Raw genomic sequence first — 18690 nt, 5'->3', positions numbered from 1 at the left:
GCTTGTCGGAGCCGAGCGAGGTGACGCATGAAGGAACCGGCGAACCGCCTCTTCTCCACGACCCCGGTCCCCGGCGCGCACGATCCGGCCGGGCCGCTGGGCAGCCGGCGTACCGGGGGCGGGTTCGGGGTGCTGCCGTTCGTCGGCGACCCGGGTCCGGCCGCGCCGGCCACCAACGCCAGCTGGGCCTGGTCGGTGCGGCGCTTCGCCCGCGCGGCGGTCTGGCTGCTGCCGGCGTACGCGATCCTCTACGGCGTGGTGGCGATGGCCAGCGACGGCGGCGTGGGCCGCGCCCCCTATCCCGCCGACGGCAGCCCGCTGTACCTGGTCGGCTGGGTCGCGGCGGTCTGGCTCGGGCTGCTCGCCCTGCTGGCGCTGACCGGCCTGCTGGCCGCGACCCGCAGCCGGCGGGTCGCCGCGGCCGGCCTGCTGGCCAGCATCGCCGGCACCGTGTTCATGCTGCCCTTCGCCGGGCTGGCCGAGCAGACCCCGGTCTTCGGCGTCACCGCCCGATCGGTGGTGCTGGCCGGCGCCACCTGCTACAGCGCGGGCTGGCTGCTCGTCGGCTGGTCGGTGGCCCGGTCCGGGGCGTTCTCCTACGGCGACGGGGTGATGCTCATGATCGCCGCCCCGCTGCTCGGCCTGGGGGGCGCCCTGATCGGCTCGTTGCAGACCTTCGGCGCGCTCTTCGTGCTGGTCGCCGGCATCGGCATCGGCTACCGCTCCGGCCGGCTGGTCCCCCAGGTCATCGCCCGCGACGCCGCCGTCGCCAGCGTGGTCGCCGCCCCACCGCCGCCGGACACCCCCCAGGGCCCGCTCCCCGCCGGCTGACCCCGCCGTCCAGCGGGAGGCTTGCGGCGGCCACATCGCCCTTTGCGCCGCAAGCCTCGCGATCGACGCGGCGGGGCCGGCCGGGGACGGGGAGGGACGCGGGGGACGGGAGGGGGGCGTGGCAGGGAGAACGCTGGCAGGTCACGGTGAGTTAGCTGACAATCGCGGGCCGGAGTAGCCCACTTCCGTTGCCGCTGGACATCCTTGCAGCCATGCCCCGACCCCGGTCGCCGCTGACGCGGCTGTTCACCGTGCTGCTGGCCGGCCTGCTCGTCGGCCTCGCCGTCGCGGTCGCCGCGCTCCCCGGCAGCCTGCTCGGCGGGTACGCCGCCAAGGCCGGCCTGGCCGCCTACGACGACCTGCCGGACGCGCTGCGCACCCCCGCCCAGCCCCAGCGCTCCTACCTCTACGCCAAGGACGGCCGGACGCTGCTCACCACGTTCTACGACGTGAACCGCAGCGACGTGCCACTGGCCGAGATCGCGCCGGTGATGCGGCAGGCGATCGTGGCCGCCGAGGACCGACGGTTCTACTCCCACGGTGGCACTGACCTGCGCGGCATGGCCCGGGCGCTGGTCGCCAACGTGACCGGCGGCAACACCCAGGGTGGCTCGACGCTGACCATGCAGTACGTCCGCAACGTGCTCAAGACCGACCCCAGCCGCACCGCGGCGGACCGGGCCGCGGCCACCGAGCAGACCCTCGGCCGCAAGCTCCAGGAGATCCGGTACGCCACCGCGCTGGAGGACCGGCTCAGCAAGGACGAGATCCTCAACCGCTACCTCAACATCGCGTACTTCGGCTCCGGGGCGTACGGGATCGCGGCGGCCAGCCAGCGCTACTTCGCCAAGTCCCCGGCAGACCTGACCCTGGCCGAGTCGGCCCTGCTCGCCGGCCTGGTCCAGTCGCCCGACCAGTACAGCCCCATCGGTGGCGACCAGCGGGCCGCGCTGGACCGGCGCGGGTACGTGCTGGACGCGATGGCCGAGACCGGCAAGATCACCGCCGAGCAGGCCGCGCGGGCCAAGGCCGAGAAGCTGGCGCTGCACCCGACCGCCCAGCCCAACGGGTGCGCCGCCACCGCCGCCGCCGACACCGGCTTCTTCTGCGACTACCTGCGCCGCTGGTGGCTGGAGCAGCCGGCGTTCGGCGCCAGCGTCGACGAGCGCGAGCAGGCGCTGCGTCGCGGCGGCTACCGGGTGGTCACCTCGCTCGACCCCGACGTGCAGGCCACCGCGGTCGCCGAGGCCCGCAAGATCTACCCGGCCGACGACAAGCGGGCGCTGCCCGTCGCGGCCGTCGAGCCGGGCACCGGCCGGGTGCTGGCCATGGCGGTCAACCGCCGGTACGGCCTGGGCAGCGGCGAGACGGTCAACCCGCTGGTCTCCGGCGGCGGCAGCGTCCAGGGCTACCAGGCGGGGTCGAGTTTCAAGCTGTTCACCATCCTCGCCGCGCTGGAGTCGGGGCGTCCCCTGGCCACCGGCTTCGACGCCCCCAGCAAGCTGCCCACCCGGTACGCCGCCGAGGGCGAGGGCAGCTGCGACGGCACGTGGTGCCCGGCCAACGCCAACCCGGAGTGGATGGACGGCTACCGGATGATGTGGGACGGCTTCGGCCGCTCGGTGAACACGTACTTCGTCTGGCTCGCCGAGCAGGTCGGCGAGGACAAGGTGGTGGAGATGGCCCAGCGCCTCGGCATCACCTTCCGGGCCCAGGCCGACGCCGACTTCGCCCAGCACGACGCGCGCAACTGGGGCGCCTTCACCCTGGGCGTCGCCGCCACCACCCCGCTCGACCTCGCCAACGCGTACGCCACCGTGGCCGCCGAGGGCACCTACTGCACCCCGACGCCAGTGGTCTCGGTGACCACGCCGGACGGCACCAACGTGCCGGTGGGGCAGCCGTCCTGCAAGCAGGTGCTGTCGCCGGACGTGGCCCGGGCCGCGACCGACGCGGCACGCTGCCCGGTCGGCCAGCAGTCGGCGTACGGGCAGTGCAACGGCGGTACGGCCACCGCGGTGGACCGGATCGTCGGCCGGCCGGTCGCCGGCAAGACCGGCAGTTCGGAGCAGAACGCCACCGAGACCTTCGTCGGCTTCACCCCGCAGGTCGCCGTCGCCGGCATCGCCGCCAACCCGGACGACTCCACCGACCTGGTCGGCTCGGCCGTGCAGCGCAAGGTGATCGACGCGGTGGCCCGGACCATCCGTACCGCCGTCGACGGGCTGCCGGTGCGGGACTTCACCGCGCCCAGCCGCGAGCTGGCCGGCGACCCGCAGCGCCCCGAGCCGCCGCGCCCGTCGTCCCCGCCCGCCCGGCCCCAGCAACCGCAGCAGACCGACCCCGGCCTGCCGCCGGACGTCCTGCGCTGGCTCCAGGGCCGCCGCGGCTGAGTTGTGAGGAGGGGCCCTTGTTAACACCCCTCTTTAACAAGGGCCCACTCCTAACACGAGCGCGCCGACCCCGCGCCGCTGCCGCTCACAACCTGGTGCGGCCGCCGGCAGCCGGCAGCCGATCAGCGGGCGACCAGCGCCCCGACCACCCGGTCCAGGGCGCTGGCGACCTCGCCCGGGGTGCCCGCACCGTCGATCACCAGGAAGGACCCGAACTCCGGCAACGCCCGGTAGCCGGCGTCCAGCGCCGTCAGGTACGCCAGTTCCTCGGTGTCGATGCCCCGGGCCAGTACCCGCTGCTGCGCCGACCCGGGCGGCACCGCCAGGAAGCAGACGACGTCCGGCCGGGGAAAGACGGCGTACGCCGCCCGCACCAGCCGCCGGCCCCGGTCGCCCCGGACCGCCATGACCACGTGCTGGCAGTACGTCCACCGGTCCAGTACCCCGAGCCGTCCGGTCAGCCGGCACCACAGCAGGGTGCGGCCCATCGCCGCCGCGCGCACCGCCGCCTCCAGCAGCGGATAGAGGGTACGGCCGAACAGCGCCACCCCGTCGGGCCGGCCGAGCGCCCGCGCCAGCCGGTTCCACAGCGGGCGCCCGCCGGCGTTCTCGAAAGAGCGGGCCGGCTCGCCCCGCTCGGTGAGCCGGCGGGCCAGCGCCCGCGCCTGGGTGCTCTTGCCGGATCCGTCGACGCCGACGAGCGCGATCATGAGGGGGCGGGCCACGGCCCCGGACAGTAGTCGTCTCCGGCAAGCTGCCGGCCCGCCGGAGCGACCCCGCCGGAAATCCGTCGAGAAAGATGCCGGCCCGGCTGTCGGATCCGGCTCGCCGGCTCCGACCCACTGCTGAGAGCGCCCCGGACCGGGGCGCGCACCGCGAGGGAGTGGACGGATGCGCAAGGTCATCTACTGGGTGCACCAGTCGGTCGACGGCTTCATCGAAGGCCCGAACGGCGAGTTCGACTGGCCGGTCATGGGCTCGGAGCTGTCGGCGTACTCGCTGGGCCTGACCGAGCGGGTCGGCGCGTTCGTCTACGGCCGCAAGGTCTGGGAGATGATGTCCTGGTACTGGCCCCGGGCCGAGTCGATGTTCACCGACGCGCACGACCTCGCCTTCGCGCCGATCTGGCAGCGCACCCCCAAGGTCGTGGTGTCCCGCACGCTGACCGGCGCCGAGCACGGGGCGCGGGTGGTCGGTGGCGGTGACCTCGGCAAGGAGGTCACCATGCTGAAGGAGGAGCCCGGCGGCGACCTGCTGTTGACCGGCGGGGCCGGTGCCGCCGCCGCGCTGACCGCGCTCGACCTGATTGACGAGTACCAGGTCATCGTGCATCCGGTGGTGCTCGGCGGCGGCAAGCCGGTCTTCCCGGGCGGGACGGACCGGCTGAAGCTTCGGCTCACCGGCTCCCAGGTCTTCGACGGCGTCTCGGTGCTGCTCCGCTACCAGCGGGCGTGACCCGCCCCGGGGGCGTCGGCCGTGGGTGGCCCGTGCCGCTTCCGGCCACCGCAGCGACCGGCGGTGGACGGGCAACCGGCAGAATCGTCGGGTGCCCGTCCACGAGATCACCGACCCCGACGACGAGCGGATCGCCGACTACCGCGCGTTGACCGACGTCGAGCTGCGTACCCGGTGGGAACCTCCGCACGGGCTGTTCATCGCCGAGGGGGAGCTGGTGCTGCGGCGGGCGCTGCGGGCCGGCTACCCGGCTCGGTCGTACCTGGTCGACGCGAAGCGGGTGGACCAGCTCGCCGACCTGGACACCGGGGACGCGCCGGTCTACGCGGCCAGCCAGGAGGTGCTCCAGCGGGCCACCGGCTTCCACGTGCACCGGGGGGTGCTCGGCTCGTTCCACCGCACGCCGCTGCCCACCGCCGCCGAGGTGCTCGCCGCGGCCCGCCGGGTGGTGATCCTGGAGGACGTGAACAACCACACCAACCTCGGTGCGATCTTCCGGGCCGTGGCCGGGCTGGGCGTGGACGCGGTGCTGCTCTCACCGACGTGCGCCGACCCGCTCTACCGGCGCAGCGTACGGGTCAGCATGGGTGAGGTCTTCGCCGTCCCGTACGCGAAGCTGGCACCCTGGCCGGACGCCCTCGGGCAGGTCCGGGCGGCCGGCTTCACCGTGCTGGCGATGACCCCCGCCCCGGACGCCGTGCCCATCCAACGGCTCACCGCCGGCCAGCGGGCCCGCGCCGCGCTGCTGATGGGCGCCGAGGGGGCCGGGTTGACCGGGGCCGCGATGGACGCCAGCGACGTACGGGTGGTGATCCCGATGCGGCGTGGCGTCGACTCGCTCAACGTCGCCGCCGCCACCGCCGTGGCCTGCTGGGAGCTGGGCCGCGACGACCCGCTCTGACCGCGCCCCATTTCCGGCGGGCGTCACGGACGGTAGCGTGTCGCCCGTGTTCCCTACCGTCCGTGAGGTCCTCGCGCTCGATCCGGTCCGGCACGGCGCCCCGCGCCTGGTGGCCGGCGAGGGCGGGCTGGACAGGCACGTCCGGTGGGTGCACGTGGCCGAGGTGCCGGACATCGCGACCCTGCTCGGCGGCGGCGAGCTGGTGCTGACCACCGGCATCGGACTGCCCGCCGACGACGCCGGGGTGCGCGCGTTCATCGGCGACCTGGCCGACGTCGGCGTGTCCGGGCTGGTGGTCGAGCTGGGCCGCCGGTACGTCAGCGCGGTGCCCCGGGTGATGGCCGCCGCCGCCGAGCGGCGCGGGCTGCCGCTGGTGGAGCTGCGCCGGGCCATCCCGTTCGTCCGGATCACCGAGGCGGTGCACGCGCTGATCGTGGACGCCCAGCTCACCGAGCTGCGGGCGACCGAGGAGATCCACCAGCGGTTCACCGAGCTGTCGGTGGAGGGGGCCGGGCCGGCCGAGGTGATCCGCCAGGCCGCCGAGCTGTCCGGGTGCCCGGTGGTGCTGGAGAACCTGTCCCGGCAGGTGCTCGCGTACGACCCGGCGGGGGAGAGCGCGGAGCTGCTGCTGGACGGGTGGGAGCTGCACTCCCGGCGGATCCGGCCGGCCGGCCGCACCGCGTACCACGCGGACAGCGGGTGGCTGGTGACCACCGTCGGCGCCCGGGGCGAGGACTGGGGGCGGCTGCTGCTGCGCTGGCCGGGCGGGGGTGACCTGGCCGGTGCCGGCCCGGGCGCGAGACCGGCCGGCGACCCGCCGACCCGGTTGACCATCCTGGTCGAGCGGGCCGCCTCGACGCTGGCGCTGGGCCGGTTGATCCGCCGCGACGTCGAGGGGCTGGAGCGGCAGATCCACCGCACCCTGCTCACCGCGCTGCTGGACCACTCCCGGCCGGTGGACGAGGTGGCGCTGCGGGCCAAGGCGCTCGGGGTGACCCTGGAGCGGCGGCATCTGGTCGGCGTGGTGGTCCGGCACCGCGCCGACGAACCGGAGGACGCCCCGCCCGGGGAGGGCGGCCTGCCGGCGGAGACCCCGGCGGCCGGCCCGGCCCGGCTGCGGGATCTCGCCGAGGCGGTCGGCCAGGCGTTGCGCGAGGCCAAGCTCATTGCGCTGACCAGCGCGGTCGACGACCAGGCGGTCGGTGCGCTGGTCGTGCTGCCCGACCCGGCCGCCGAGGAGCGGGCGCTGCTGGCCTTCGCCACCGCCCTGCGCCGGCTGCGCGACGAGGCCACCGCGGCCCGCCCGACCGCCGGGCGAGCCGGCGCGGTGATCGTCGCGGCGGGTGCCGGGGTCGGCAGCCTGCGGGAGGCCGGCCGGTCCCTGGTCGAGGCGCGGCAGATCGCCGACGCGGCCCGGCGGGACCGGCGGGACCTGCCGATCGTCCGGCTGCCGCAGGTGGGGCTCACCGGGCTGCTGCACCTGCTGCGCGACGAGCCGCGGGTGCAGACCTTCGTCGAGCGGGAACTCGGCGCGCTGCTGGCGCACGACGCCCAGCACCCCCGGGAGCAGCTGCTCGGCACCCTGCGGGCGTACCTCGACCAGGGCCGCAACAAGTCCGCGGCGGCCGGGGCGGCGCACCTGTCCCGTCCCGCCTTCTACGAGCGGCTGGCCCGCATCGCCCGCATCCTCGACGCCGACCTCAACTCGGTGGAGACCTGCCTCTCCCTCCACGTCGCCCTGCTGGCCCTCGACGCCATCCGCACCCCCTGACCCACCCACCCCTCCCCGGGTGGGTCAGGTGAGCGCTTCGAGGGCCTTCGCGTACACAGGGGGGATGTGGTTGGGGCCTCCGGGGGTGAAGACGTCGGAGGTGGCCGCGGTGGACCAGGCCGTTTCGGGTACGGCGGCGGCCAGGGCCCGGACCACCGGGGCGGCACGCCACTGGTCCTGCTCGGCGAGGAGGCTCAACGCCACCACCGACTCCTCGACCTCACCGACGCACTCGAACGGCTTGTGCCCGTCCACGCCGAGCAGCTCGCGGTAGCCGGCGAGCTGGGTCTCGTCGGCCAGCAGGTCGCCACCGAAGATGCGTACCACCCGCTCCCGGGGCATGAACGGCGCCATGGCCAGGAAGACGAACCGGCACTTCGGGCAGTTCCGGCACCAGCGTTCGCTGGCGTCGCGCAGCTTGAACGCGGCGTTGCAGCTGGTCACCACGGCGTCGTACCGGTCGATGGCGGCGAAGAGCCGGGCGATGTGCAGCTCCGACAGCGAGCGCAGCAGCGAGAAGTACGGCTCGGTGAGCCCGGCGTGCTCGGCCAGCGCCGCCCGCAGCAGCCCCTCCGCCTCGACGCCCTTGGACCACTGGTGGTTGATCTCGTGGCCGTCCCAGACCAGGTTCGGGTCCGACGCCGAGCGCTCGTTGGACATCACCACCGGGCCGAGCCCGTGCAACACCGCGGTGGCCACCGCGATCAGCGAGTTGATCGCGGTGACCGGGATGTGCCCGTTGCGCGCGCCCGCCGCGTTCAGGTCGAACAGCACCGGGTCGATCCGCCGGCGGGCGGCCAGCGCGGGCAGCCCGGACGCCTCGTTGACCGCGACGATCACGTGGTTCGGGTTGACCGAGAAGGGCACCGGGTCGAAGCCGGCCCGGCGCAGCGCCTCCAGCGTGACGATCGAGTCCTTGCCGCCGCCGACGGCCGACAGCGGGCGGCGGTCGGAGTTGTCCAGCGGCGCGGCCGGCGCCACCGAACCGGCGGGGACCTCCGGACGTAGTTCGAGCACGTGGGGCAGCTGGTTGCGGTAGGCGTACTCGGCGAGGCCCTTGGTGTAGACGGCCGTGACCAGCTCGACGGCGGCCGCGCCCAGCGGCGTGGGCAGCACCAGCCGGTGCGGCGCGGCGGCCTTGTAGTAGCTCACCCCGGCGACCACGTGCAGCAGCTCCAGCACCCGTTCGAGGGTGGCCACCGTGGCGTCCGAGGGCGGCTCGGCCGGCAACGGCAGCGTGATCACCTCGGTGAACCGCTGCTCGCCGTCGGGGCCGGTCAGGGCGTAGTCGAACAAGGCCTCGCCGGTGGCGAGATCGATCGAGAAGGACGGAAAGGTGAAGGCGTCCATCCGCCGGAGCTGCTCGTTGGGCACACGCCATACTAGGCCCTGGTTCGTCCGCCGTGCCCGAGTGCGCCGGACCTGACCGCCCGCGAACCGGCCGACCGGAGGAGTTACCTGTGCGCTTGTCTGACCTGCGCGGACGGAAAGTCGCAGTCTGGGGCGCCGGCCGGGAGGGCCGGGCCGCCGTGACCGCCGTCGCCGCGCACGGGCCGGCCGACCTGGTCGCCGTCGACGACAGCGCGAACTTCCTCACGCTGCCCTGGGAGGGGCCGCTCGCCGCGGCCGCCCCGCTGGTCACCGGCGAGGAGGGCTTCGACCGGCTGGCCGCCGCCGACGTGGTGGTCCGCTCCCCGGGCGTGCCGAGCACCCACCCGTGGATGGTCGAGCTGCGCCGCCGCGGGGTGACCGTCACCCAGGGCAGCGCGCTCTGGATGGCCGAGCACGCCGACCGGACGGTCGGGGTCACCGGCAGCAAGGGCAAGAGCACCACCTCCAGCCTGATCAGCCACCTGCTCACCGCGATGGACCGGCCGAACGTCTTCGGCGGCAACATCGGCGTGCCGCTGCTCGACCTGCCGGAGGCCGAGCTGTACGTGCTGGAGCTGTCCAGCTACCAGTGCGCCGACCTGACCGACTCGCCCCGGGTGGCGGTGGTCACCGCGCTCTTCCCCGAGCACCTGGACGCGCACGGCGGCGAGCGGGAGTACTACCGGGACAAGCTCAACCTGCTGGCCCACGGCCCGCAGGCCGTGGTGGTCAACGGGGCGGACCCGCGGCTCGCCGCCGAGCTGGGCGACCGCCCGGCGGTCCGCGCCGGCTCACCGGACACCACCCACGTCGCCACCGGCCCGGACGGCACGCCCTGGTTCCACCTCGGCGACCAGCCGCTCTTCCCCCGGGCGGTGCTGCCGCTGGTCGGCCGGCACAACGAGGGCAACCTCTGCGTCGCCCTCGCCGTGCTGGACGCGCTCGGCGTGGACGTGACCGCCCGCAAGGACAGCCTGGCGGTGGCCGTCGCCGAGTTCCAGGGCCTGGCCCACCGGCTCACCGAGATCGCCGACCCGTCCGGGCTGACCTTCGTCGACGACACCCTCGCCACCAGCCCGTACGCGGCGATGCACGCGATCGACGCGTACGAGGGCCGGCCGTTGACGGTGATCGCGGGCGGCACCGACCGAGGGCTGGACTACGGCCCGCTGCGGGCGCACCTGGCCGACCGGGAGATCACCGTGATCGGCATCCCGGACAGCGGCCCGCGCATCGTCGAGGCCCTCGCCGGGCTGTCCGGGGTCCGCGCCGAGGTGGTCGACGACCTGGTGGACGCGGTACGCCGCGCCCGCGAGCTGACCCCGGCCGGCGGGGTGGTGCTGCTCTCCCCGGCCGCCCCCAGCTACGGCCGGTTCCGCAACTTCGAGCACCGCTCCGAGGTGTTCGCCAAGGCGGTCGCGGACACCGCCGGCTGAGCCCATCGGTGGCGCAGGGCGTCGCGGGCCGGTAGCCTCTGCCGGCCCGGTTCCCTCCTGATCGGAGCGACGATGCCCGCACGGCGGCGTACCGCCAGGGTCAACATCACGCTCGCCGGTGGCGGTGCCGCCGACATCGACGGCACCGACCCGCGCAACATCTGCAACCGGACGGTCAGCCGGGCCGGCGGCCAGTTGGAGCTGACCACCGCGCTGCGTTCCGCGATGTTCGGCACCAACACCCGGGCCGAGCGCAAGAACACCACCCTGCCGCTGTTCTGGGACTTCGTGCGGGCCACCCGGACGGCGATCGCTCGCCGCGCCGGCTGACCGGGTACGGCACACTTCGGGGAAGGCAGCGGGCACACCCGCCTCCGGCCCCCAGGTGTGGCTTAGCGGTAGCTCCAGACCACCGGCCGGGCCTTGTAGATCGCCGCCCCGGAAAGGTAGCGGTTGCCGACGTAGGAACCGTTCAGCCGGTACAGCCAGACGTTGCCGTTGCCATAGGTGCCGTCGCCGTTCGCGCCGCCGACCTTGGTGGTGAAGACCAGCCCGCCGGAGTGGTTACCGACGCTCTTGATCTTGCTGGTGTCGATGTACCCGGGGGCCCGCTGGAACCGGTTGCGGTTGATGTCGTACCGGTAGACGTGGCTGGTGTTGCTCATCCACAGGTTGGCGGAGGTGCCGTACACCGGCGCCAGGTCGTGCACGTTCCCGGTGACCGACCGGCAGGCGGCGTTGGTGAGCCGGGGGGCGGTGGCCGTGCCGCTGACCTGGTAGCTGCACAGCCGGGTGCCGCCGGCGGCCCAGAGGCGCTTGAGGCTGCTGTCCCAGTAGACGGCGTGCGCCTTGGCGAACGCCTTCGTGGCGGCCGGACTGGTCCGGCCCTTGCCGTAGAGGGCGAGCTTGCCGGGGTCGGACGAGGCGACCACCACGGCGCCGTTGGGCAGCAACTCGATGGCGTGCGGGTTGCCGCCCGGCGTGACCTGGTACCGCACCTTGCGGGTGGAGTAGTCGACGATCCCGGCCCGGCCGCCGGAGGCGGCCACCAGGACCACGTACCGGGTGCCCTGCTTGCGGAACTTGACGTCGGAGAGGTTCTTCCAGCCGCTGCCGGTGGGTCGCTTCCACGACCACTGGGCCGAACCGGCCGTCCACCGGCTGGCGCCGGCGCTGAAGATCCTGACCCCGTACCGCTGGTCGACCACGGCGACCCGGTCGCTGGCCGCCTGCGCGCCGGTCGGCGCGACCAGCACTCCCACCATGCCGACCGTCGCCGCGCCGAGCGTGGCGCCGATCGCGCGCCACCGCCGTCGCGTCCTGTCTGCCGATCGCATCATCGCCATGAACCTCCCGGGTGGCGAGCCCCGGCTGGGGCGTTGACGGGTGCGGTCCACGGAATGCCGGCCCGCACCACGACTGACGGTGCTCGAACCTATGCGGTTGGTGACCGGCTGGCAATGATGATGTTGGATAGGCGACAGCGTGTTAAGCGGGGTCCCCTCCTATACAAAACGCGTCAACCGGGGGCCCCTCCTTGCGTCACGGCGCGGTGCAGTGCCCGCATGGAGCGGATCGCGGAGCGGATCTCCTGCAGGTAGCGGCCGGGGCTCAGCACCGGCTCGGGCAGCACGGCCACGTCGGGCAGGGCCGGGTCCACCCCGACGGTCTCCACCCCGCAGCCGTACGGCAGGGCCAGCGTGCGCAGCGCGTCGCAGTGCTGGAACGGCACGTAGATCGGCGCGGTCACCATCAGCACCGAGTCGTCGGGGGAGAGCCGGACGTGGCCGGCCCAGAACCGTTGCGTGTCGGCGGTGTGCGCCCGCCGCCGGTCCGGCTCGCTGGACGGGGCGGCGAGCACCCGTACCGGGGGCAGCCCGGCCGGCCGGTAGGTCCGCGAGGACCAGGAGTGGTGCGGATGCCCGGCGTCGTGCCCGTCCTCGTCGGCCGGGGCCGGGGTGTCGAAGACCCGGCGCACCGCCAGGTCCAGGGCGTCGACCTCGGTGTCGCACGGCGGGAGCCCGGCCGCGGCCAGGGTCCGGCGCTCCAGGTCGGACAGCGGCCGGAAGCTGCCCAGCACGGCCGTCTCGCCGGTGACCGCCGGCCCGTGCCGCAGCAGCTGACCGGCGTACGCGACGCGACGCAGGCAGGCGTGCGCCAGCCCGCCGAGGATCACCTGGTGGGCGTACGCCGCGCGGGCCGGCGGGACCGGCCGGACCAGGCCGAGCGCGCCGGCGGCGTCCTGCACCAGCCGCGCGGTCGCCGCGTCGAGGTCGGGCTCGGTGGCGTCGGGGCGTTCCCGGCCGCGGCGGAAGTCCCAGTGCCGGGCGGAGAAGTCGTCCAGGGCGGCCAGGGCGGCGGCCAGGTCCCCGGCCGGCCACTCGCCGCCGAACCGGCCGACCAGCCCGCGCAGCGGCGCCGAGCGGATCCAGCCGGCGATGCCGGCCGTGACCTCGTCGGGCCCCGCCCCCGCCGCGCCCGTGGGCAGGGCCACCTCCGCGATGCGCACTCGCCGGATCGTACCGGCGGGGCGGCTCGCGGCCGGAAGCCGGCGTGGCGGTGTCGCCCGGCCGGGCGAGCCAGCCACCCCGCCGGTACGAGAAGCACGGCCGTCCGGCCTTTCCGCGCCCGGAAAGGTCGGTCGCCCCGCCCCGATGGCGGGGAAAGCGTGGCGTGCGGGTTGACGCGCTGTCAGGTGCGGCCGGTCGCTGCGCTACAGAGTGACAGTTGTCCCTGCCGAGCGGTGGTGGAAGCGTGCGGGGAACGCGAATCCGCCGCTGAAGGGTGCGAGATGACCTCCGACGACCTGCTGGCCCGGCACCGGGCCGTGCTCCCGTCCTGGATGCCGCTCTACTACGACGAGCCGATCGAGCTGGTCGCCGGCTCCGGTCGCCGGGTCACCGACGCCCAGGGGCGCAGCTACCTGGACTTCTTCGGCGGCGTGCTGACCAACATGATCGGATATGACATCCCGGAGATCCGGGAGGCCGTCGAGCGGCAACTGCGTACCGGCATCGTGCACAGTTCCACGCTCTACCTGATCCGCCAGCAGGTCGAGCTGGCCGAGAAGGTGGCCCGGCTCTCCGGCATCCCGGACGCCCGGGTCTTCTTCACCAACTCCGGCACCGAGGCCAACGAGGCCGCCCTGCTGGTCGCCACCAATCACCGCCGCTCGCACCAGATCCTCGCGGTGCGCAACAGCTACCACGGCCGGTCGTACGCGGCGATGGGCGTCACCGGCAACCGGGGCTGGTCGGCCAGCGCGCTCAACCCGCTCCAGGTGGCCTGGCTGCACTCCGGCGAGCGGGTCCGCGGTCTGCTGGCCCGGCTGGGCGAGGCGGACCGGGTCGACGCGGCGGTGGAGGATCTGCGCGAGGTGCTCGCCACCCAGACCGCCGGCGACGTGGCCTGCCTGATCGCCGAGCCGATCCAGGGCGTCGGCGGTTTCGTCGCCCCGCCGGACGGGCTCTTCGCCGCCTGGAAGAAGGTCCTCGACGAGCACGGCATCCTGCTGGTCTGCGACGAGGTGCAGACCGGGTGGGGGCGTACCGGCGAGCACTTCTGGGGCTACCAGGCGCACGGCGTCACGCCGGACCTGCTCACCTTCGCCAAGGGCGTCGGCAACGGCTTCGCGCTGGCCGGCGTGGTGGGCCGGGCCGAGGTGCTGGAGTCGGTGCCGGCGATCAGCTTCTCCACCTTCGGCGGGAACCCGATCTCCACCGCCGCCGGCAACGCCGTCCTCGACTATCTGCGCGAGCACGACCTGCAGGCCAACGCGGCCCGGGTCGGGGCGATCCTCGCCGACGGCCTGCGCGCCGCCACGGCCGGCCTGGACCACGTGGCCGAGGTGCGCGGCAAGGGGCTGATGCTCGCGGTGGAGTTCGTCCGCCCGGGCACCACCGAACCCGACCCGGCGACCACCGCCCGGGTCTTCGAGGCGTGCCGGGCCGGCGGCCTGCTGGTCGGCAAGGGCGGCCTGTACGGCAACGTGGTCCGGATGGGCCCGCCGCTGACGCTGACCGAGTCCGAGGCCCGGGAGGGCCTGGCGATCCTGGTCGAGGCCATCCGCTCGTCCGTTGGCAGCGTGGCCGCATGAACCGGATCGGGCACTTCGTCGACGGCAAGCGGGTCGCCGGCTCCGCCGAGCGGCTCGGGGACGTGTTCGACCCGGCGACCGGCCGGCGTACCGGCCAGGTGGAGCTGGCCTCGGCGGCCGACGTCTCTCGGGCGGTGGAGGCCGCCGACCGTGCGGCGCGGGCCTGGCGGGACGCCTCGCTGGCGAAGCGGACCCAGGTGCTGTTCGCGTTCCGGGAACTGGTCCACGCCCGGCGGGACCGGCTCGCCGAGGTGATCACGGCCGAGCACGGCAAGGTGCTCGCGGACGCCGCCGGGGAGGTGCAGCGCGGGCTGGAGGTGATCGAGTACGCCTGCGGCATCCCCTCGGCGCTGCGCGGCGGGTTCAGCGAGAACGTCTCCACCGAGGTCGACTCGTACAGTCTGCGGCAGCCGCTGGGCGTGGTGGCGGTGATCTCGCCGTTCAACTTCCCGGTGATGGTGCCGCTGTGGTTCGTGCCGGTCGCGGTGGCCTGCGGCAACGCCGTGGTGCTCAAGCCGAGCGAGAAGGACCCGAGCGCGGCGCTGCTGCTGGCCGAGTGGTTCGCCGAGGCGGGCCTGCCGGACGGCGTGCTGAACGTGGTCAACGGCGACAAAGAGGCGGTCGACGCGCTGCTGGACCACCCGGCGGTGCGGGCGGTGTCCTTCGTCGGCTCCACCCCGGTGGCCCGGTACGTGCACCAGCGCGGCTCGCTGGCCGGCAAGCGGGTGCAGGCGCTCGGCGGCGCGAAGAACCACATGGTGGTGCTCCCCGACGCGGACCTGGACCTGGCCGCCGACGCCGCGGTCAACGCCGGGTTCGGGTCGGCGGGGGAGCGGTGCATGGCGATCTCCGCGCTGGTCGCGGTGGAGCCGGTGGCCGACGCCCTGGTCGCGCGGATCGCCGAGCGGATGGCCGGGCTGCGCACCGGCGACGGCCGGCGCGGCTGCGACATGGGACCGCTGGTCACCGCCGCGCACGCGGCGAAGGTCCGCGGGTACGTCGAGGCGGGGGTGGCCGCCGGGGCGCGGCCGGTGGTGGACGGCCGGGACGTCGAGCCGGACGGGGACCCGGGCGGGTTCTGGCTCGGCCCGACCCTCTTCGACGACGTCACCCCGGACATGTCGGTCTACACCGAGGAGATCTTCGGCCCGGTGCTGAGCGTCGTCCGGGTCGGCTCGTACGACGAGGCGGTCGAGCTGGTCAACGCCAACCCGTACGGCAACGGCACGGCGATCTTCACCAACGACGGCGGCGCCGCCCGGCGCTACCAGCACGAGGTGGAGGTGGGCATGGTCGGGATCAACGTGCCCATCCCGGTGCCGATGGCCTACTACTCGTTCGGCGGGTGGAAGGCGTCGCTCTTCGGCGACCTGCACGCGCACGGCGCCGACGGGGTGGCGTTCTTCACCCGGGGCAAGGTGGTCACCAGCCGCTGGCTGGACCCGCGTCACGGCGGGGTCAACCTCGGCTTCCCCACCCAGACCTGAGCAGCCGCAGCAGTCCCGCCCCGGCCAGGTACGCCAGCAGCGCCGGGGCGGGCAGCCCGAGCGGCTCGGCGGCGGTCTTGCCGGTGAGGCTGTTGACCAGCAGCCCGGCGACCACGCCCCCGTACCCGGCGGCCGCGAGGACGGTCCGCCACGGCGTGGACGGGGCGTCCCGGGTCCGGCTGCGGCGGCTGCGCGCCTCGATCGGGCCGAAGACGGCGACCAGAGCGGACAGCATCACGGCCAGGGCGAGCAGCCAGGGGACCCGCCAGGCCCACCAGGCCGCGGTGCCCACGGTCGGGGTGGGCAGCACGCCGAGGGCGTCGAGCAGCCCGATCAGCAGGATCGCGGCGGTGAGGTGCCAGAGGAAGACGGTCAGCACCACCGCGTTCACCGCGATCACCGCCTGCCAGGGGCGGCAGCGGCGCAGCCAGCGTTCGGCCGGCCCGCGCAGCAGCAGGAGCAGCCCGAGCTGGGCGGTGGCCGCGGCGAGCAGCGCCAGGCTGGGCGGGGCGGCGTTGTCCAGCCGCTCGCCGGGCACGTTCAGCATCACCACCGGGTACGGCCCGACGACGGTCAGCAGGACCAGCAGCACCAGCCCGGCGGCCAGCAGCAGCGCGCCGGCCCGGCGGGTGAGCGGCAGCCGCCGCCGGCGCGGGGTGTCCGGGTCGCGGGTGTCGTACCAGGCGAAGCCGATCTGGTGCACGGCCAGCCAGCCGAACAGGTAGTTGCCGGTGGCCAGCGCCTCGGGCCCGAGCAGCCGGCCCAGGTCGCCGAGGGCGACGAGGCCGACAAGCACCGCCGGCACGGCCAGCCCGAAGCGGCGGTGCAGCGCGTACATCGGCGGGGTCAGCGGGACCACCACCAGGTAGGCGACGAGGAACCAGAGCGGGATGGTGGCGAACCAGGCCGCCGTACGGATCTGGGTGGGGTCGGCGTGTCGCAGCCAGGCCACGGTGGCGCCGGCGGCGAGCACGACCAGCAGCGCCGTGGTGGGGCGGACCAGCCGGGCGCTGCGGTCGACCAGCCAGCCGGTGGGATCGCCGCCGCGAGCCCGGTGGGCGGTCAGCGAGGCGGCGTTGGCGAAGCCGCCGACCAGGAAGAACACCGGCATCACCTGGGCCACCCAGGTCAGCGGCCAGACCCACGGCAGGTCGCCCAGCGCGGAGTGCCCGCTCGGCCGCCCGGCCCGGTCGTGGGTGATCACCGTGATGCCCCAGTGACCGAGGACGACCATGGTGATCGCGAGCGCCCGGAGCAGGTCGACGTAGCGCTCCCGACCAGCCGGGGTGCGTTCGGCGAGCTGGCGCAGGCGGCGCATGGGCCCAGGCTATGGCAGCGGCGGCCGGCCGGTGCTGATAACGGTTCGGTCGTCGGGTCTTGTGGTGGGCACCCCACTGCCGTAGAAAATCTTCGGAAACCTTTGTTGCACTGAAGACAAGCATCAGGCGACACCCCCGTGCCTCGATCCAGCGGCCGCCGTCCCCCGGGCGGCCCGCACCGGTACCGACACCGAGGAGCTGTGATGAACAGGCGTGACATCCTCCGGCGCACCGCCGCCGCCGGACTGCTGGCCACTCCCGCCGCCGGTCTGCTCGCCGGCTGCGCCACCGCCGGCGGTGGTGACGACAAGAAGGACGGCGACACCTACCAGGGCACCAAGAGCGAGCAGAACCCGCTGGGCGTCAAGGAGGACGCCCCGCTCGAGGTGGTGATCTTCAACGGCGGCTTCGGCGAGGAGTACGCCAAGGCCCACGAGGCCATGTACCGCGAGAAGTACCCCAAGGCGGAGATCAGGCACTCCGCCACCCAGGAGATCAGCAAGACCCTGCAGCCCCGCTTCGTCGACGGCACCCCGCCGGACGTGGTGAACAACTCCGGGGCCGGGCAGATCGACTTCAACGGCCTGGTCTCCCAGAACGCCCTCGCCGACCTGGGCGACCTGCTCGCCGCGCCGAGCCTCGACATCCCGGGCAAGACGGTGCGGGACACCCTGCTGCCTGGCGCCGTCGACGTCGGCTCGTACGACGGCAAGTTCCTGGTGATGAACTACACCTACACCGTCTACGGCATCTGGCACTCCACCAAGCTCTTCGCCGACCGCGGCTGGCAGTACGCGAAGACCTGGGACGACCACATCGCGCTCTGCAAGCAGATCAAGGCCGCCGGCATCGCCCCCTGGACGTACGCCGGCGTGCATCCGCGTTACATGAGCTGGCCGCTGATCTCCACCGCGATCAAGTTCGGTGGCCCGCAGGTCGCCCTGGCCATCGACAACCTGGAGCCGAACGCCTGGAAGTCCGACGCGATGAAGGCCGCCGCCGACGCCTGGCACCAGATCGTCAAGGACAAGTACATCCTGGAGGGCTCGCCGGGCCTGGACCACAAGCAGTCGCAGACCGCGTGGTGCCAGGGCAAGGCGGCCTTCATCTCCTGCGGCTCCTGGCTGGAGAGCGAGCAGGCCGATGTCACCCCGGCCGGGTTCGACATGACCGTGCAGCCCACCCCGAGCCTGGGCAGCGGCGACAAGCTGCCGTTCGAGGCGGTCCGCGGCACCGCCGGTGAGCCGTTCATGGTCCCGGCCAAGGCGAAGAACGTAGCCGGCGGGCTGGAGTTCTTCCGGACCATGCTGTCCAAGAAGGGCGCACAGGACTTCACCAAGAAGGTCGCCAGCCTCACCGTGGTGGCCGGCGCGACCGAGGGCGTCGAGCTGCCGTACGGACTGAACACCGTGGTCAAGGCCCTGGAGGCGTCCGGCGCCAACGGTTTCAACTGGGTCTACAACAACTACTACCGCAAGCTGGAGCGCAACCTGGTCGACGCCGCCTGCGGCGAGTTCTTCAGCGGGCGGATCGGCCCGGCCGAGTTCCTCGACCAGTGCCAGAAGGGCGCCGACTCGATCGCCCAGGACAGCTCGGTCAAGAAGTACAAGCGGGCCGCGTGACGTACCCG

At 73.9% G+C, this 18690-nt stretch carries 15 protein-coding genes; 10 read left to right on the top strand and 5 right to left on the bottom strand.

Annotated elements, in window-relative coordinates; genetic code table 11:
* Nucleotides 1–27: 27 nt before the first annotated feature.
* Both AB0H57_RS22960 and AB0H57_RS22955 read left to right on the top strand, forming a co-directional pair.
* Nucleotides 28–831, top strand: coding sequence for a hypothetical protein (locus AB0H57_RS22960; protein ID WP_357509591.1), 804 nt, complete (start codon nt 28–30; stop codon nt 829–831).
* Nucleotides 832–1043: 212 nt separating this feature from the next.
* Nucleotides 1044–3224, top strand: coding sequence for a transglycosylase domain-containing protein (locus tag AB0H57_RS22955; RefSeq protein WP_357509589.1), 2181 nt, complete (start codon nt 1044–1046; stop codon nt 3222–3224).
* A 122-nt stretch (nt 3225–3346) separates the two neighbouring features.
* Here AB0H57_RS22955 and AB0H57_RS22950 read toward each other — a convergent pair whose 3' ends face one another.
* Nucleotides 3347–3949 carry a dTMP kinase gene (locus AB0H57_RS22950; RefSeq protein ID WP_357509587.1) on the bottom strand — a complete coding sequence of 201 codons (603 nt, stop codon included), beginning with the start codon at nt 3947–3949 and terminating at the stop codon, nt 3347–3349.
* A gap of 166 nt (nt 3950–4115) precedes the next feature.
* Here AB0H57_RS22950 and AB0H57_RS22945 point away from each other — a divergent pair, with 166 nt between their 5' ends.
* Genes AB0H57_RS22945 through AB0H57_RS22935 form a run of 3 tightly spaced genes read left to right on the top strand, consistent with a single transcriptional unit; the run spans nt 4116 to nt 7351 of the window.
* Nucleotides 4116–4679 carry a dihydrofolate reductase family protein gene (locus AB0H57_RS22945; protein ID WP_357509583.1) on the top strand — a complete coding sequence of 188 codons (564 nt, stop codon included), beginning with the start codon at nt 4116–4118 and terminating at the stop codon, nt 4677–4679.
* A 25-nt stretch (nt 4680–4704) separates the two neighbouring features.
* Entirely contained in the window at nt 4705–5580 is an 876-nt protein-coding gene (locus tag AB0H57_RS22940; RefSeq protein ID WP_357509581.1) for an RNA methyltransferase, read from the top strand.
* 37 nt (nt 5581–5617) lie between these two features.
* Nucleotides 5618–7351 carry a PucR family transcriptional regulator gene (locus AB0H57_RS22935; RefSeq protein WP_357509579.1) on the top strand — a complete coding sequence of 578 codons (1734 nt, stop codon included), beginning with the start codon at nt 5618–5620 and terminating at the stop codon, nt 7349–7351.
* A 24-nt stretch (nt 7352–7375) separates the two neighbouring features.
* Here the strand turns inward: AB0H57_RS22935 and AB0H57_RS22930 are convergent, their stop codons facing one another.
* Nucleotides 7376–8725, bottom strand: a complete 1350-nt coding sequence (locus AB0H57_RS22930; RefSeq protein WP_357509577.1) for a hypothetical protein — start codon at nt 8723–8725, stop codon at nt 7376–7378.
* Nucleotides 8726–8811: 86 nt separating this feature from the next.
* On the opposite strand from AB0H57_RS22930, the gene murD reads away from it, so the two are divergent.
* Complete coding sequence (gene murD / locus AB0H57_RS22925) at nt 8812–10158, top strand: UDP-N-acetylmuramoyl-L-alanine--D-glutamate ligase (protein WP_357509575.1); 1347 nt, start codon at nt 8812–8814, stop codon at nt 10156–10158.
* 72 nt (nt 10159–10230) lie between these two features.
* Nucleotides 10231–10488 carry a poly-gamma-glutamate hydrolase family protein gene (locus AB0H57_RS22920; protein ID WP_357509573.1) on the top strand — a complete coding sequence of 86 codons (258 nt, stop codon included), beginning with the start codon at nt 10231–10233 and terminating at the stop codon, nt 10486–10488.
* 62 nt (nt 10489–10550) lie between these two features.
* On the opposite strand, the gene AB0H57_RS22915 is transcribed toward AB0H57_RS22920, so the two are convergent.
* Nucleotides 10551–11498: a DUF6528 family protein gene (locus tag AB0H57_RS22915; RefSeq protein ID WP_357509571.1), complete on the bottom strand. Its 948-nt coding sequence runs from the start codon at nt 11496–11498 to the stop codon at nt 10551–10553.
* Between the two features lie 179 nt (nt 11499–11677).
* A complete protein-coding gene (locus AB0H57_RS22910) occupies nt 11678–12667 on the bottom strand; it encodes a hypothetical protein (RefSeq protein ID WP_357509569.1) in 990 nt (329 codons plus the stop codon).
* A gap of 282 nt (nt 12668–12949) precedes the next feature.
* Between AB0H57_RS22910 and AB0H57_RS22905 the strand changes: the two genes are divergently transcribed.
* Together AB0H57_RS22905 and AB0H57_RS22900 are read left to right on the top strand one after the other, a co-directional pair.
* Nucleotides 12950–14254, top strand: a complete 1305-nt coding sequence (locus tag AB0H57_RS22905) for an aminotransferase class III-fold pyridoxal phosphate-dependent enzyme (RefSeq protein WP_357509567.1) — start codon at nt 12950–12952, stop codon at nt 14252–14254.
* Nucleotides 14251–15741 (top strand): CoA-acylating methylmalonate-semialdehyde dehydrogenase, encoded by a 1491-nt coding sequence (locus AB0H57_RS22900; RefSeq protein ID WP_357509565.1) that lies wholly within the window; start codon nt 14251–14253, stop codon nt 15739–15741. Before AB0H57_RS22905 ends, AB0H57_RS22900 begins: the two co-directional genes overlap by 4 nt.
* Here the strand turns inward: AB0H57_RS22900 and AB0H57_RS22895 are convergent.
* Nucleotides 15713–17059 carry an acyltransferase gene (locus AB0H57_RS22895; RefSeq protein WP_357509563.1) on the bottom strand — a complete coding sequence of 449 codons (1347 nt, stop codon included), beginning with the start codon at nt 17057–17059 and terminating at the stop codon, nt 15713–15715. The two genes, AB0H57_RS22900 and AB0H57_RS22895, sit on opposite strands and share 29 nt — an antisense overlap.
* Nucleotides 17060–17263: 204 nt before the next feature.
* On the opposite strand from AB0H57_RS22895, the gene ngcE reads away from it, so the two are divergent.
* A complete protein-coding gene (gene ngcE, locus AB0H57_RS22890; RefSeq protein WP_357509561.1) occupies nt 17264–18682 on the top strand; it encodes an N-acetylglucosamine/diacetylchitobiose ABC transporter substrate-binding protein in 1419 nt (472 codons plus the stop codon).
* The last annotated feature ends 8 nt before the right edge of the window (nt 18683–18690 follow it).

The organism is Micromonospora sp. NPDC050686 (genome assembly GCF_040654475.1).
In the GTDB taxonomy this organism is placed as follows: domain Bacteria; phylum Actinomycetota; class Actinomycetes; order Mycobacteriales; family Micromonosporaceae; genus Micromonospora.
This window is presented reverse-complemented; position numbering and strand designations above follow the sequence as displayed.

Excerpts from the sequence above, each read along its gene's own strand:
- AB0H57_RS22905 (WP_357509567.1), top strand. The coding sequence starts at position 12,950 with ATGACCTCCGACGACCTGCTGGCCCGGCACCGGGCCGTGCTCCCGTCC.
- AB0H57_RS22900 (WP_357509565.1), top strand. The coding sequence starts at position 14,251 with ATGAACCGGATCGGGCACTTCGTCGACGGCAAGCGGGTCGCCGGCTCC.
- AB0H57_RS22960 (WP_357509591.1), top strand. The coding sequence starts at position 28 with ATGAAGGAACCGGCGAACCGCCTCTTCTCCACGACCCCGGTCCCCGGC.
- AB0H57_RS22895 (WP_357509563.1), bottom strand. The coding sequence starts at position 17,059 with ATGCGCCGCCTGCGCCAGCTCGCCGAACGCACCCCGGCTGGTCGGGAG.
- AB0H57_RS22920 (WP_357509573.1), top strand. The coding sequence starts at position 10,231 with ATGCCCGCACGGCGGCGTACCGCCAGGGTCAACATCACGCTCGCCGGT.
- AB0H57_RS22955 (WP_357509589.1), top strand. The coding sequence starts at position 1,044 with ATGCCCCGACCCCGGTCGCCGCTGACGCGGCTGTTCACCGTGCTGCTG.
- AB0H57_RS22915 (WP_357509571.1), bottom strand. The coding sequence starts at position 11,498 with ATGATGCGATCGGCAGACAGGACGCGACGGCGGTGGCGCGCGATCGGC.
- ngcE (WP_357509561.1), top strand. The coding sequence starts at position 17,264 with ATGAACAGGCGTGACATCCTCCGGCGCACCGCCGCCGCCGGACTGCTG.
- AB0H57_RS22945 (WP_357509583.1), top strand. The coding sequence starts at position 4,116 with ATGCGCAAGGTCATCTACTGGGTGCACCAGTCGGTCGACGGCTTCATC.